General features: G+C 58.0%; 9 protein-coding genes. 8 read left to right on the top strand and 1 reads right to left on the bottom strand.

Annotated elements, in window-relative coordinates; all coding sequences use genetic code 11:
* The first annotated feature begins 18 nt into the window (after nt 1-18).
* On the top strand, nt 19-1,434 hold the full coding sequence (locus DSM3645_RS22135; RefSeq protein WP_116344551.1) for a hypothetical protein: 1,416 nt from the start codon (nt 19-21) through the stop codon (nt 1,432-1,434).
* A 3-nt stretch (nt 1,435-1,437) separates the two neighbouring features.
* Here DSM3645_RS22135 and tsaB read toward each other — a convergent pair whose 3' ends face one another.
* Entirely contained in the window at nt 1,438-2,109 is a 672-nt protein-coding gene (gene tsaB, locus DSM3645_RS28840; protein WP_002654823.1) for a tRNA (adenosine(37)-N6)-threonylcarbamoyltransferase complex dimerization subunit type 1 TsaB, read from the bottom strand.
* 226 nt (nt 2,110-2,335) lie between these two features.
* Between tsaB and DSM3645_RS22125 the strand changes: the two genes are divergently transcribed.
* The 7 genes from DSM3645_RS22125 to DSM3645_RS22095 all read left to right on the top strand — a co-directional run bounded on the left by DSM3645_RS22125 (nt 2,336) and on the right by DSM3645_RS22095 (nt 14,959).
* Complete coding sequence (locus DSM3645_RS22125) at nt 2,336-3,088, top strand: metallophosphoesterase family protein (RefSeq protein ID WP_002654822.1); 753 nt, start codon at nt 2,336-2,338, stop codon at nt 3,086-3,088.
* Nucleotides 3,089-3,133: 45 nt separating this feature from the next.
* On the top strand, nt 3,134-3,886 hold the full coding sequence (locus tag DSM3645_RS22120) for a metallophosphoesterase family protein (protein WP_002654821.1): 753 nt from the start codon (nt 3,134-3,136) through the stop codon (nt 3,884-3,886).
* A gap of 211 nt (nt 3,887-4,097) precedes the next feature.
* Nucleotides 4,098-6,464 carry a membrane protein insertase YidC gene (gene yidC / locus DSM3645_RS22115; protein WP_002654820.1) on the top strand — a complete coding sequence of 789 codons (2,367 nt, stop codon included), beginning with the start codon at nt 4,098-4,100 and terminating at the stop codon, nt 6,462-6,464.
* A gap of 27 nt (nt 6,465-6,491) precedes the next feature.
* Nucleotides 6,492-7,829: a tRNA modification GTPase gene (locus DSM3645_RS22110; protein WP_002654819.1), complete on the top strand. Its 1,338-nt coding sequence runs from the start codon at nt 6,492-6,494 to the stop codon at nt 7,827-7,829.
* Nucleotides 7,830-8,141: 312 nt separating this feature from the next.
* A complete protein-coding gene (locus tag DSM3645_RS22105) occupies nt 8,142-9,470 on the top strand; it encodes a Gfo/Idh/MocA family protein (RefSeq protein WP_040352924.1) in 1,329 nt (442 codons plus the stop codon).
* 175 nt (nt 9,471-9,645) lie between these two features.
* Nucleotides 9,646-10,311, top strand: a complete 666-nt coding sequence (locus DSM3645_RS28835) for an RNA polymerase sigma factor (RefSeq protein ID WP_002654817.1) — start codon at nt 9,646-9,648, stop codon at nt 10,309-10,311.
* Nucleotides 10,304-14,959 (top strand): PQQ-binding-like beta-propeller repeat protein, encoded by a 4,656-nt coding sequence (locus tag DSM3645_RS22095; RefSeq protein ID WP_002654816.1) that lies wholly within the window; start codon nt 10,304-10,306, stop codon nt 14,957-14,959. Before DSM3645_RS28835 ends, DSM3645_RS22095 begins: the two co-directional genes overlap by 8 nt.
* Nucleotides 14,960-14,986: the final 27 nt, after the last annotated feature.

The following is a 14,986-nucleotide window of genomic DNA, read 5'->3' as shown; positions in this document are numbered from 1 at the left end:
AAATCAAAGGGTATCGAGATGACGAAGCAGTTGGGATGGATCATCCTTGCCTTGATCGCGGCTTTTCCGAGAGTTTCTGTCGCCCAGCCGCTGAGCGCCGCCTTTGGGGAAGTTGATCTGACCCCAGAAATAAAAGCGGAGCGGCCGGTCTTCTTGGCCGGATATGGCTACAATCGCCGCGCATCCGGCGTTCATGATCCGATCATGGGGCGGGCCCTGCTGTTGGATGACGGTCACAAGCGGATCGCAATTGTCGGCGTTGATCTGATCGGCTTGGCTTTTCCGGACGTGCAGCGTATTCGAGATAACCTGCCCAACGTCGACTTTACGATCGTCGCCAGCACGCACAGTCACGAAGGTCCCGATGTGATCGGCATTTGGGGACCCAATCCCTTGTCGCGCGGAGTGGATGACAGCTATGTCTCGCTGGTCGTCGATCGTGTTTCGGAACTGGTCACGTCGCTCGAAAAGCAACTGACCCCGGTCACGGCGAAATTTGGAACGGTCGATGATGCGTCGCTACTTCGGGATAGTCGCTTACCAGAGGTCTATGATCCGACATTGCGTGTCCTCCGCTTTCAAGCGGTCGATAGCGGCGCCGATGTCGGGCTGTTGGTCCAATGGAACTCGCATCCCGAGGCGATGGGCTCCAGAAATACCTTGCTGACCGGTGACTTTCCGGCGACAACCGTCGCCGAGCTGCAAAAGAAGTATCACTGTCCTGTGGTTTATGTTTCGGGCGCTGTGGGTGGGCTGCTGGCTCCTTCACGCGGTCAGTTTCGTGACGAACAAGGGAACGAACTGCAGGAAGGGGATTTCGCCTATTGCGAAGCGTATGGTCGCGCCGTGGCGCATCTGGCCGCAGCCGCGATTGATACGGCGACGCCGATTACGGCGACTCCATTTGCGGTCTCGGCCAAGCCGATCGCGATTGCGGTCGAGAATCCGCTCTACAAATTGGCCCGCAAGTTAAACGTCGTGCGGAGACCTGGGTTTGCGTTGACCGATGATTTTGAAACCTTCGGCCAACAAGTGTCCCGTGAATTTCGGCCTGACGACGCAGGGCTCAAATCGGAGGTGTCGGTCGTCGCGCTGGGAGAACTGCGAATTGCCTGCATCCCGGGCGAACTTTATCCCGAACTTGTTTACGGCGAATTTCAGAATCCCGTTGAGCCGAACGCCGACTTTCCGGATGCGGAACTCGAGCCGACGGTTGCATCCCTGTTGGCCGACAAAAAGTGGATGCTGTTTGGCCTGGCGAACGACGAGATCGGCTATATTATTCCGAAGCGCCAGTGGGACTCGCAATCGCCGTACGCCTATGGCCGCGACGCTCGCCAATATGGCGAGATCAACAGCTGCGGCGTCGAAGTAGCGCCGGTCGTGATGGAGGCGCTGCGCCGCCGCGTCGCCGACTTGGAAGCGGCCGATTAAGGGCTAGCCGTCCAGCTTTTCTTCAGCCGCGCTCTTCCGATAATATCGCGGCGCCAGATTCCAATGATCTCCGCGGGCGCCTGACTGATAGTCGGACCAGGCTAACTGTCCGACGGTCGCGGCCATTGGTCGCCAGCACGATTCGGGCAAGATTTGGACGCCGGCGGGAATTTCTTCACGCAGCTTGGCCAGCGCCGTTCCGCTGACGCAATCGCCCACTTTCAGCGAAGCGATCCAGGCGTCGATTTCGACAATTTTCGCCAAACCATCGCCGTTCCAACTGCTTTCTTGCCGCTGGTATTTTGCGACGAAAACCTCTTGCCGTTGGGCGTCGATGATGGTTTGGACGTTGTTAACGTGGGCCGGCGACTGGGCGGCGATGACGCGCAGCGTGTCGATTCCTAGGACTTCGGCCTTCGCGACATACGCCAGTGCTTTGGCGGTTGCGACGCCGATTCGCAGTCCAGTGAATGAGCCGGGACCGTGCGAGACGGCGATCAGCTCGATCTGGCCGGGCGCCCAATCGACGCTGCGAAAGGCCTCCTCTAAGGCAGGGGTTAACGCGGCGGCGGTGCGCAGCGCCGGGTCAAGTTCTACCTGTCGCAGCAGTTGATCCCCCTCCAGCAAGGCAAAGGAGGATTGACGGAGCGAAGTCTCAAGTGCCAACAGCTTCATGGCGATGTAAGATTTCTAGGCGTATGAATCTGGACGACGACAACAGTGTGGGTCATGCTTGACCTAGGTCTTTATCCTACCTAAACTTCGGGGCTAGGCCTGCAATCGCATCGCCTAATAGGCTACCATTGATGCATCGCTCCGGTAGGGGAGACGCAGCAAAAGCAGTTCCGAAATACCCTCCCTCGGCATATGAAAGCCCTCGGTAAACGAAAGGTAGTCAGGCTTGAAACGAGCGCTGATTAGCGACATCCATGGCAATCTAGAAGCGCTGACCGCGGTTCTAGACGACATCCGACAGCAGGGTATCACCGAGATCTACTGCCTGGGGGATGTTATCGGCTATGGTCCGAATCCAGTTGAATGTCTGGATCTTGTCCGTCGCAAATGCACGATGTGCCTATTGGGCAATCACGATCAAGCGGCCCTGTTTGATCCCGATGGCTTTAATCCGGTCGCGTTTCGCGCCATTTTATGGACGCGAGACCAGATTGATAACTCTACCGGCGGCCCCAATGTCGTCAACGAACGGTGGGACTTCCTGGGTGAGCTGCCGCGGACGCACATGGAGCCGAACCGCTTGTTTGTGCATGGTTCGCCGCGTGACCCCACCAACGAGTACGTCTTTCCCGAAGATGTCTACAATCAACGGAAGATGGAAAATCTGTTCGAGCGACTCGATCGATTTTGTTTTCAGGGACACACGCACATCCCCGGCATTTTCACGCCGAGTCTCGAGTTCTTCGGGCCGGATGAATGCGATAACGTCTATCGCTTGGGAGACGAGCGAGCGATGTTTAATGTCGGCAGCGTCGGCCAACCGCGAGACGGTGATCCGCGTTCGTGCTACGTGATCCTGACGGAAGAGTCGGTGATGTATCGCCGCGTCGAGTACGACGTCAACGCGACCGCCAAAAAGATCTACGACATACCGGACCTCGACAACATGTTGGGCGACCGTTTAAAAGACGGCAGATAGGATTTTGCCGCACCCATTGCCGCTAGCCCTTCAGAGACGACTTCGATGAAACGCGCGATCGTCAGCGACATCCACGGCAATCTCGAAGCGCTTACCGCGGTCCTTGCCGATATCGCTTCGATCGGGGTCTCCGAGATCTACTGTCTGGGAGATATCGTCGGCTATGGTCCCAATCCTCGCGAATGCGTCGACGCCGCGCGGCGATTCGATTTTTGCATTCTGGGGAATCACGATCAGGCCGCTCTGTTTGATCCCGAAGGGTTCAGCCAAGGCGCCGAGCGAGCGATCTTTTGGACGCGTGAGCAGCTCGAAAACGGCGGCGATACCGACCCGGAAGTCGCCAAGCGGTGGAAATTTCTGTGCGAATTGCCGCGAACTCGGATGGAGGGGGACTGGATGTACGTCCATGGTTCCGCCCGAAATCCGCTGAACGAGTACGTTTTTCCCGAAGACATCTATAACAGCCGCAAGCTGGAACGGATTTTTTCGATCATTCCGAAGTATTGTCTGCAGGGGCATACGCACGTGCCGGGGGTATTTGCCGATGATTTTTCGTTCATCGCATCGGCGGATCTCGAGAATAACCGTTACCAGATGGGTCAGCGCAAGTTGATGGTCAATGTCGGCAGCGTGGGGCAGCCGCGAGACGGCGATTCTCGCAGTAGTTATGTGGTGGTTTCCGACGAAGAGGTCGAATTTCGCCGCGTTTCTTACGATATTGCGGCGACGGCCGCCAAGATTCGCGCGATTGACAGTCTCGACAACACCCAAGCGGACCGTCTGTCGGACGGGCGTTAAATCCGCGATAATCGCGCCATTCTCGCTACCAGCGGCTTGACTGTCTCCACAAGGCGCTTTGGGGCGAAATAGACATCATGGTTTCGACCTCTTTTGCGCGGCGTGGTTGCAAGATTCGCCCATCCCATGAGAATACATCCAAATAGGCTTTGATCGCGTCGCTCTGTTTAGGGGTGACGTCTAATTCTTTCGTCCAGCAAGGTTTGAAGTTGTGGAACGTCGTGTAATCGCGTTTTCTCTGATCGCTGTCGCGATGCTCATGACGTTCCAGATGCTCGGTCGTCGTAATCAGGACGCTCAGCCAGAGAACCCGGACGCAGAGCAAGCCGAAGTTGCCGAAAAAGGGGACCAGCCCCAACCAGGCGATGCCGGCGGCGATCAGCCTAACCCCGAAATCAAACCGGCGGATGACGCCGAAAATGAGGACGAGGAGGTCAAGGAAGAGCCGCAGCCTCGCAAGTTTGTCACGCTCGGTTCGGTCTCTTCTGCCGACGCCGACATGCTGGTCACTTTTGACACGCGCGGCGGCTCGGTCGCTCGCATCGAATTGCCGGCTGACAAATACAAAAGTCTGGAAGATCGCCATCTGGGCGGATATTTGGGTTGGCTGATGCCGTATGACGCGGTCGCTGGATGCGAGATTCGCATCGTCGGCCCCGGAACTCCGGCCGCTTTAGCGACTCCCCAAGACGCCAAATCGGGCGTCGGACTGCAGGTGGGCGACATCATCAAATCGCTCGCCGGCGAAGAAGTGGTCGACGTGCAGTCTTACGTCGACGCACTGAAACTGACCAAACCTGAAGACGCGATCGAACTGGTCGTCGAGCGCAAAGGCGCCGATGCCGTTCAGTTGTTGACCTACACCGCGACGCTGACCGATCTTCCCTTGGAAGTGATCAAGCCGGAAGTGTCGGAAGTGGTCGACAAGGTCACCGGCATGCCGCGCACGGTCGAACATCCTTCCGCCTATCTAACTTCGCTGGCGCGGATCAACGGCTCGATGATTCCAGCCGAAGGCAAGATGATCAACGACTTGCCGCTGATCACCAAAAACTGGCGCCTGGTCGAGAACGAAGATCCGACGATCGTGCAGTTTGAAACTTTGGTGACGCCTGAGGACCTGCCGCAGGGAGTTCGCTTCGCCAAGCTGCGATTGGTCAAAACGTTTCAACTGCCGAAGAAGCCGACCGAGGCCAACGCCGAATCCAATTATCAGCCGTACGGCCTGAAATACTCGCTGCAAGTTTTCAATGACGGAACGGAACCGGTCGACGCGGCGTTTCGTCAGTTTGGCGCTACGGGGTTGCCGACCGAAGGTTGGTGGTACAGCAACAAAATTGCCCGCGGCTGGGGCGGGGCTGGTCTGCGTGACGTGGTCTGGGAATCGTCGAAAGGCGATTATGACATGTTCACCGTCGCCAAGATTATCGCCAAAGCGCAAGATCTAGAGAGTGATCGCCAGATCTCGATGTTCAAAGTCGACGATCAGATCAAACCCAAGTTTGCCGGCGTGGACGCCGTTTACTTTTCGTCAGCGATGGTCTTCAACGAGTCTGACAAAGGACCCGCACTATCGCGTGGCGCGGCGATTGTCGCTGCAGTCGTGGATGAAGAGCAAAAGCAACGGACCGATTGCACCTATCGCTTGGATGGAGCGACCGAAACGATTGAGCCCGGCGACAAGCCGTTCGAGCTGTCGTGCACGATATTCTCGGGACCGAAGAAAGAAGAGCTGCTGGCCCATTATGGTCTGCAGAATCTGGAGTACTACGGTTGGTTCCATTACGTCTCGACAGCGTTGTTGTTCGTGCTGCACTTCATGCACGACTATCTGTACATCCCCTATGGTCTGGGAATTATCTTCTTGACGCTGATGGTTCGCGGTTGCTTGTTCCCGCTGAGCCGCAAGCAGGCGCGTAACATGCTGATTCAACAGCAGCTCGCGCCGGAGATGAAGAAGATCAGCGAGATGTACAAAGAGGATCCGATCAAGCAGCGTCAAGCGCAACAAGAGCTGTTTACAAAGTACAACTTCAATCCGCTCGGCGGTTGCGGCGTGATGTTCCTGCAGTTGCCGATCTTCCTGGGGCTCTATCGCGCGTTGGCGGTCGATATCCAGTTGCGTCAGGCGCCGTTCATTCCAGGGATTGAATGGTGCTCGAACCTTTCGGCGCCGGACCAAGCTTGGTATTGGGTCGGCGTGCTGCCTGACTTTATGACGATCCACCCATCGGCGAGTTTTCCGGCCAGCTTTTTGTTCCTGGGCCCTTACCTGAACATTCTGCCGCTGTTCACGATCGCGCTCTTTTTGGTTCAGCAAAAGATGTTCATGCCGCCGGCGGTGGACGAACAGCAAAAGATGCAGCAGCAGATGATGACCTACATGATGGTTTTTATCGGCTTCATGTTTTTCCGCGTGCCTTCTGGTCTCTGCATTTACTTCATCACGCAAAGCGTCTGGGGCATCTTGGAACGTAAATTGATCCCGAAGCCGCAGTTGGCTGATTTGCCGTCGGCGTCGGATACGATTACGGTCACCGCGAAAAAGCCGAAGAAACGACCGCCAGGCAAAAAGTAAGCACAGCTGGAAAGCGACGGATCTGACATGTCGGCCGCACTGGAAGACACCATCGTGGCGATCGGCAGCGGATCGGGCGGGGCGTTGCGTGGAGTCATTCGCATTAGCGGCCCCGACGCTTTCCGTTGCGTCGAGCCATGGCTCGAGCTGCGCGAGACGCCGGCAACATTCGGGCGCCGCTCCGCGATGGCCGCAGCGTTGGCCAAAGTCGCCGATCGTCAGCTTGCCTGCGATCTTTATTATTGGCCGGACGATCGCAGTTACACGCGGCAGCCTTCGATCGAAATTCATACGATCGGATCTCCTCCGCTGTTAGAAGAGCTGGTCGCCGCCGCATGTCGGCATGGCGCTCGCATGGCCGAGCCGGGCGAGTTTACGCTGCGGGCTTTTCTCGCAGGTCGGCTTGATCTGACCCAGGCCGAAGCAGTGCTCGGCGTGATCGACGCCGAAGGGGATGCACGTTTGAAACAATCGCTGGCGCAGCTTGCCGGCGGACTTTCCTCTCCGCTGGCCGAAGCGCGGCGACAACTGCTGGAGCTACTAGCCCACTTGGAGGCAGGTCTCGACTTTGTCGAAGAAGACATCGAGTTTATCTCCTCTGCAGCACTCTGTGCTCAACTTCAAGATGCCCAGCGCTGCGTCGAACAATCGCTGATGCAACTTTCAGGGCGCGACGCCGGTGAGAAAGCGATCAAGGTCGTCTTCTGCGGCGCGCCGAATGTCGGCAAGAGCAGTCTATTTAATGCGGTGCTCGGCGAGTCGGCGGCGATCGTCGCCGATCTGGCCGGAACCACGCGCGACACGCTGCAAAAGTCGATCGTCATCGGTGGCGAACCAGTCGCGCTGATCGATACCGCGGGACGAGAGGAAGTCGCAGCAGGGCCGCAGCAGTCGGCCCAACGGCTGGGAAGCGACCAGGTGAGCCGCGCGGACCTGCGGATTATTTGCTTTGATGCGAGTCGCGCGGCGACTGACGCCGAATGGCGACTGTGGAACGAATCGCCGGAAGATCGCCGCTTGCTCGTGCTGACCAAAGGCGATTTGGCGACTGCGACAATCACCGCCGGAATCACGACCAGCGTTGCGACCGGCGCCGGAATCGCCGCGCTGCGGGCCGCGATCGCCGAAAAACTGGCTGCTCTGCCTGCGGCGGATGACGCGACGGCTAGTCGCTGTCGCGCTAGTCTAGAACAAGCGACGAACTCGCTTGCGGCGGCGCTAAATGCTGCTCAGTGTGGTTTAGGGGAAGAATTGATCGCCGTCGAGATCCGAATGGCGCTATCCGAACTGGGGCGCGTTGTCGGCGCCATCGCGACGGATGACATCTTGGATGTGATTTTTAGCCGCTTCTGTATCGGGAAATAATTGAGTAATTGAGATTCCTTGCGCCTTCCATGTCGATCGAAGGGTCTGCACATAGCTGCGTAATTTTGACAATTAGTTAGGGGATTTTGCCGGTTTCAGGCCCCCTCTTAATTGCAGAATGTGCAGTGACCCGGTATCGTAGAGCAATACGGTGGTAGATTGTGCCCACCAACGGCCGATACGATTGAAGGTATTTCCGTCGAAGCACAGACCGCCCGCCCTCTCTCAACGCCACATCGATTTCGCCAAGCGTGAGCGACCTGCCTTGTCGTTTGTGGTTGATGTTGATCACCGGATTAGGAGCTACCCTCTATGACAATGAATAATAACCGTCGTGATTTTCTGAAGGTTTCGGCGGCTGCGGGCGTCGGCTTTTGGGCGTCAAATATGCAAGCGGCGGAATCGAAATCGCCGAATGAGCAAATCAACTTCGCTTGCATCGGCGTGCAGGGCAAGGGTTCGAGCGATTCGCGCGACGCAAGCCGTGCCGGCAACATCGTCGCGATCTGCGATATCGACGATAACAACCTTGCCAAAGCTGCAGGCGAGTTTGAAGGCGCCAAGAAGTACAACGACTATCGCAAGATGCTCGAGGAGATGGACAAAGAGATCGACGCGGTGACGGTCAGCACGCCTGATCATTGCCATGCCGTCGTCGCCGCCACCGCGATGAAAGCGGGCAAGCATTGCTTTACGCAAAAGCCGCTGACCCACAGCATCTACGAAGCGCGTCGTTTGGGCGAAATCGCTCGCGAAAACAAAGTGATGACCCAGATGGGTAACCAAGGAACTTCGCACGCCGGCCTGCGTCGCGCTGCGGAGATCATCCAATCGGGCGCCATCGGCAACGTGCAGGCAGTTCACGTTTGGACGAATCGTCCGGTTTGGCCGCAAGGTCAAGGTTTCGCCGAAGTTGAACCGACTCCGGAACATATCCACTGGGACAACTTCATCGGCCCGGCCAAAGCGATCGACTATCGTCCCGACATCCACCCGTTCAAGTGGCGTGGTTTCTGGGAATTTGGCACCGGCGCCTTGGGCGACATGGCTTGCCATACGGTCAACATGCCGTACATGGCTTTGAAACTGCGTGACCCTACTTCGGTCGAAGCGGTTACCTCGGGCCACAACGGCATCACCTACCCGAAATGGTCGACGATCACCTTCGAGTTCCCCGAACTCGACGGACGTCCGGCTTGCCAGTTGCTTTGGTATGACGGCGGCAAGATGCCCGACAACGAACTGTTGGACGGCGTGCCGCGTGACGGCGAAGGCAAAGTCGCCAGCAGCGGTTGCCTATTGGTCGGCGACAAGGGTCGTTTGTATTCGTCCAGCGATTACGGAGCCAGCTTCCAATTGCTGCCGGAAGCCCAGTACAAGGATTACGAAGGACCGGCCGAAACGATTCCGCGTTCGCCGGGTCACTTCAAAGAATTCGCGGACGCCATCAAGGGTGGACCGGAGCCGGTCTCGAACTTCCCCAACTACGCCGGTCCGCTTACCGAGACGATTTTGCTCGGTAACCTGTCGGTTTGGGCGGGCAAGAAGATTGATTGGGACGCCAAAAACATGGTCGCCAAGAATGCTCCGGAAGTTGCCGAGATCATCAAGCCGACCTATCGCGAAGGTTACAGCCTGTAAGGCGAGCCGTCCGATCTGACAGAAATTTGGGGGGAGAGTCGTCTGACGACTCTCCTCTTTTTTTATGCGCCCGTGCACTCCGTCTGACGGATTGTTTGCATAATCTTCTCGTTTTGCGATAACATGGAACCAGCCGACGTCATCCTTCCTGTTCCTTCCGCCTGCCTGCATCGCCATGCCTTCCGGCCAGCCGACAACTTACTTGCCTGACGCGGCGACATTGCCGTTTGACTTACGCGCTGCCGTAGATCATACGACATGCGACGATCGGCAGGTCGTGGTCGCCGCCGATGACGATGCGTTGTTGGTGGAAGCGATCCAAAGGAAAGATCGCGAAGCGTTTACGGCGTTCGTTTCGCGGCAGCAAGGGTTTGTGTTCGGCTATCTGCGCTCGCGCATGCTCGAACCATCGGACGCGGAAGATCTTTGCCAAGAGGTGTTCTTGCGCTGCTTTGTCGGCAAAGTTCGATTTCCAGAAAACGTGCCGATCCGGCCATGGCTCTTGGGGGTCGCTCGGAATGTTCTGCGCGAACATGTACGCAAAGTGAATCGCCGCAAAGAAGTCGCCTGGACCGAGCTCTGCCTCGAGATCGACGCGTTGGCCGACAACGACCATGACGACTATTCGGCTGTGCAAGGCTTCTTGAAGCAATGCTTGGATTCGCTTGGCAAAAGCGCTCGTGACGCGCTCGACATGCACTATTACGCCCAGATGAAAATGTCGGCGATCGGCGCCAAGTTGCGACGTAGCGAAGGCGCCGTCAAGCTGCTCGTCTTTCGCGCTCGACAAGCGCTGAAGAATTGCATTACGCGAAAGATCCACGCAAGCGCCGATGACTAACGAAGAATTAATCGAGCTGGTTCAGTCCCATACTCCGGCTGAGCTGAAGCTCGAAGAGATCGAATTGCTGCGCCAGCGCATCGCCGAATCGGCCGAACTGCGCCGCGTATTGATTGATCAGCTGCAAATGGAGCATTATCTGACCGACGCGCTAGGGCGACTCGGCTTCTCCGCCGAAACTCTCTTAGCCAAATTTGATCGAGACCAACGTCGACGGCGCACCTACACCGCGATTGGGGGCGGCTTAGCGCTGATCGTATTGGCCGCCGCGGCTGGCTTGATCTATTCTTATCAACCCCCAGCCAAGGTCGCCGACGCGACTGCTAACCCGGTGCAGGTTGATCCCGCTGACAAACAACCGCTCAAATTAGAGCCGGGGGCCGATCCAGCGAAGGTTGTCGAAGAGGGCGAAACGGACTTGGCGCTACCGATGTCGCCGATTGACGGCGAAGCAGCTGGGAAGGCCGATGACGACGACCAGCAAGAGACCAAGGCAGCCGGTCCTTGGGACGTCTCGCTGGCTCGCCCGGCGGTTCGCTTCGCCGACGCTTGGTACCACGATTTTGACCCGGCGCGCGATGCGCCGACCGAAGACTCTCTCAAGCAATGGTTTACGCCGCTGAAAAAATCGGGAGGTCGTTTCGAGACCCACAAGCATCACAATACGATGCGGACCAGCATGAGCGGCGCGTTTCGGCTGAATGCGCCCTGGACCAACGACGCGGCGCTGCGACTGTCGGTCTGGGATGGAGAGCAGTTCGCACTTCACTTTTTGCACGGGGACGAAGGGATCTCGCTCGTTCACCACAATCGCGACTACGACCCGTGGAACGCTTACCAGGTTGCGCGCAAACCGGATGAAGAAAACGTCAGTCGCCGCACGTTGGCCGCTAGCGACAACTTCGCCGATCGCCGCTCGGATCTGCACGAAGCGCCGATCACTTGGTTCTATTACGATGCGCAACAGCACGAGATGGTCCTCTTTCGCGGTGAGATCGAGTTGCTGCGAGCCCCGTTGTCTGGCCCGCCAACCGAAGTCTTGTTCGAAGGCAAAGCCGGGATGCGCGGGCTCGATTTTCAGCGTCTGAGCGAACTGCCTCGGACGAGCCGACTCGAACTGCCGATCGTCGCCGAGATCAATCGTCCCGCTGACCTGCCGTGGACCGAGCGTCTGCCGGAAGCAGGGATCACGATTCGCAAGCTCGACGATGGGGCGATCGAGTTAGAAGCCCTGAAGGGGGAAGGCTATATCACGGCGCCGATCCCTGGAGAAGGAGTTCGCGTCGTCGACTTTTTGCTGGAAGATTTTGAAGTCGGCGGTTCCGCCTTGCTGGCGTTTCGCGCTAACTCCGGTGAAGATCCGCCGCGCTACGATCCCGGCGTCGCCGTTCCCTTCGGCCGGAACAACGCAACCAATGAATACTTCCCGTTCCTCTCGTGGTGGGGAGACGATGGCCGGAAGGATCAGCGCAAGCCGCAGGATGTGCCGATCAGCGATGTCGCAAGTCCCATCTGGATTCGCATCGCAGTTGTCGATGGTCAGGCCCGGTTCTGGACCAGCGTGGATGGCCGCAACTGGGCGCTCAATCCCCATCCCGCCAGCGGCGTCAAACGTCAGCAGACGGAATTCGGCATCTCGATCAAAGCGGGACCGCAGCCGCGAAAGATCCGTTTGCGTAAAGTGATTGTTCGCCGCATCGAATTACTCTCCGGCGATATCCCGGCCGACAAGCTGGCGTTGGCGCCGACCGAAGTCAAGCATTCGATCGACTGGATCACGCAGACGATCGCAGCGCGACCGGCGGATGTGCCGCTCAAAGCATGGATGGCGGCGGCCGCCCAGCAGGCCATTGTCGCCGGTACCGATAACCCGAATGTTTTCAAGCAGCTCGCCGACTCGCTAGACGATCCAGCTTCGCTCGAAGCGTCGCTCGACCGTCTGCGCAAGTTCGCCTATTTGGTGCGAACATGGCCCGCCGGCCAAAACGAAAAAGAGTTCTTCGAATTCTTCCAATCGTACGCGGCGAACCTGGTTGGTCGGACGTATGCCGATGGTCGCGTCTTTACGGCGGATGATCTGCGAAGCACGATATTGGCGCTGCCGATCGATATGCGCGATCGCGTGAATCTAGTCGATGAGCGAGTGATCCAGCAGGCGATGCTGCAAAAGTTAGCCGACCGCGATTGGGACGGCGCAATCCAACTTTGCCTCCAACAGCGCGCGTATGCTGGCCAAGACGATTACCGGTTGCGACGCGATTTCCAATTGCCGACGTGGGTTTATACGGCGGCGACGCGCGAAGCGAATATTCGCGTCGAAGGGGACTGGCCTTCGATCGACGCTCGCTATCGATCCCCTTTGCTAGAAGAGCTAAGTAAAGAAGCGTACAACGTCAGCGCCGACTTATCGGCCGCAGTCGATAGCAACGCCTTTGACGACGCTTGCCGAATTATCAACAGCGTCAATCTGCATGGCGCCAGCGGATTGGCGCCCGATCGCGAAGATCCTGATCTCTATTTCTCGCTGCCTGCCGCGATCACCATGGCGATGCGTCGCAACCCAGAATTGCGGGACGAGATGAATCGCAATTTCTCGGACGTTGCGCGCCTTCGCGCCAGCTCCGAAATCCACTCTGGCGATGTGGAAGCGGTAGAACTAGTCACGTTGCAATTTTATGGTACCCAAGCGGCGGCCGAAGCTCATTTATGGCTAGGAGATCAGGCGCTCGCCGTAGGGCAAGTCGCCAGAGCGATCGCGCATTATCGACAAGCGGGAGGCGAGCAGTCGACAATTGACCAAGAGATGTTAAGCGCTCGCTTGGCGCTGGCGACCGCGATGATCGGCGCGCCGGATGTCGACGAACTGACGACTGCGGTCGCGATCGGCGGCGAGTCCTTTTCTCCCTCGGCGATCAAGCAGTTCGGCGAGCAACGGCGCTCGTCGGGAATGGCCAATTGGAGCGCCGCTCGTGAATCGACGATCGAGCAAAGCAAACTCGAGTTTGCGCCGACCAACCCGAAAATCCAGGACGCCGTCCGTCTGCAGTTGGACTTCGGCGAAGGATCGAATGATCGCGACAATCTCTATGGATCCAATGACGTCGACTGGGCGGCCGAAACGTTAGCTGCGACGCTGAACGACGATCGCATCTATCTTAGCAATCGCTTTCAATTGCTGCAGTTGAAACCTGACTCGGGCGAAATTGTCTGGAAGACGCCGCGTATCGACAGCCATCGCGCCCGCGCTCACGACAATTGGGAGTTGACCGAGATGCGCCCCGTCGTCGTGGGGGATCGCGTCTTTGTTCGCTTGCTGCATTCCAATCGTCCCGAGCTTTATTGCTATCGCCGCGATGATGGAAAGCTGATCTGGCGCGCCGAAGGAGAAACGCCGGTTCTCTCGGATCCGCTGTGGATCCAAGGCGAACTGTTCGCGATTGTCGGCGAAGAAGACTCGCAAAATTTGTGGCAAGTTCAGCTGGCCCGCATCGACGCCGAGACCGGCGAGACGCTGCGCAAACATCCGCTGGTTCGGCTGCGACAGTCGTGGGGCGAACGTCGACTGTGCGCCGCGGTGGTCGCAGGCGACTTGATCGTCGCCGACTTAGGCGGGGCTGTCCTCGCATGCGACTTGTCGGGCGGAGTCCGTTGGGTTCGTAAGCAAACGTCGGCGCCAGCTTCCGCGCGCGTCGATCTTGTCCGTCAGCAAGAGATGGCGCCGATCGTGATTGACAATCGCGTAATCGTACGACAGCCAGGCGCCTTGTCGATTGACTGTATCGACATCGCTACAGGGCGCTTGCTTTGGTCGGAATTTGCCCCCGACCTGGAACGGTGCGTGGGGACTGCCGAGGGAAAGCTGATCTACTTAGAGCATCACGGCGCCGTCGCGCTCTCCACCGATGATGGAGGCGTCGTCTGGCGCCGCAGCGATGACTGGCAAGTTTACTCGGCGGCCATCGCGGGATCCTATCTCGTCGAAATCGCGAGTAGCGGGCGGCGCAGCGGCGACAAGCAAATCACACCTTGGATTCGTTGGCTCTCGCTTGAGACCGGCGAGTTGCTGTCAGGCGTTCCGCTGGCGAAATTGTCGGCCAAAGATCCTCAACTCGGCAAACTGCTCATCCATCCGCAAGGCGCCTACGTCAGCTTTCGGCCGGAGGTGCGTGATCTCGATATTCGGCTGCATCGTTTGGAACCCGGCGAGGCGCCGCTAGCCCTCGGCGAGTATCAACCGCTCGCGGCGGCCAAACCGCTCTACCCCACTTTCGCCGCCGCTTGGGCTGGGCGTTTTCCTGACTGGCGAATCGCGACACTCGAAACCAGCGGCGGCGCGACGATCGTCGAGCAAGATGGCAAGCTGGAGTTTCAGCTAGGCCTGCATCCATCGAATGAAACAACATTGATCCATCCGGCGGGAGACGGAAAGCTTGTTTTCCTGACGGTCGATCGCAGCAAGGGGAGCGGAGCGGTTCATGTTTCGGTTCGCTGCGGACAGGAAACGTTGTTCGACGGTGCGATGCCAGAAGAAGGGGAGCTCGCCAAAATCTCGGTCAACTTGCCCCCCAATCGTCAGGCAGGCGATCTCGTGCAGATCTCGTTGCAGGGGCGCGGCAAGATCTTGGTGAGGGATTTAACGATTCAGTAGGTCGATCAGGCGATTTTCGGCGAATCG

It is taken from the genome of Blastopirellula marina DSM 3645 (genome assembly GCF_000153105.1).
Taxonomy (GTDB): Bacteria; Planctomycetota; Planctomycetia; order Pirellulales; family Pirellulaceae; genus Blastopirellula; species Blastopirellula marina.
The sequence above is the reverse complement of the archived record's forward strand: the minus strand, read 5'-3'. Positions and strand labels throughout refer to the sequence as shown.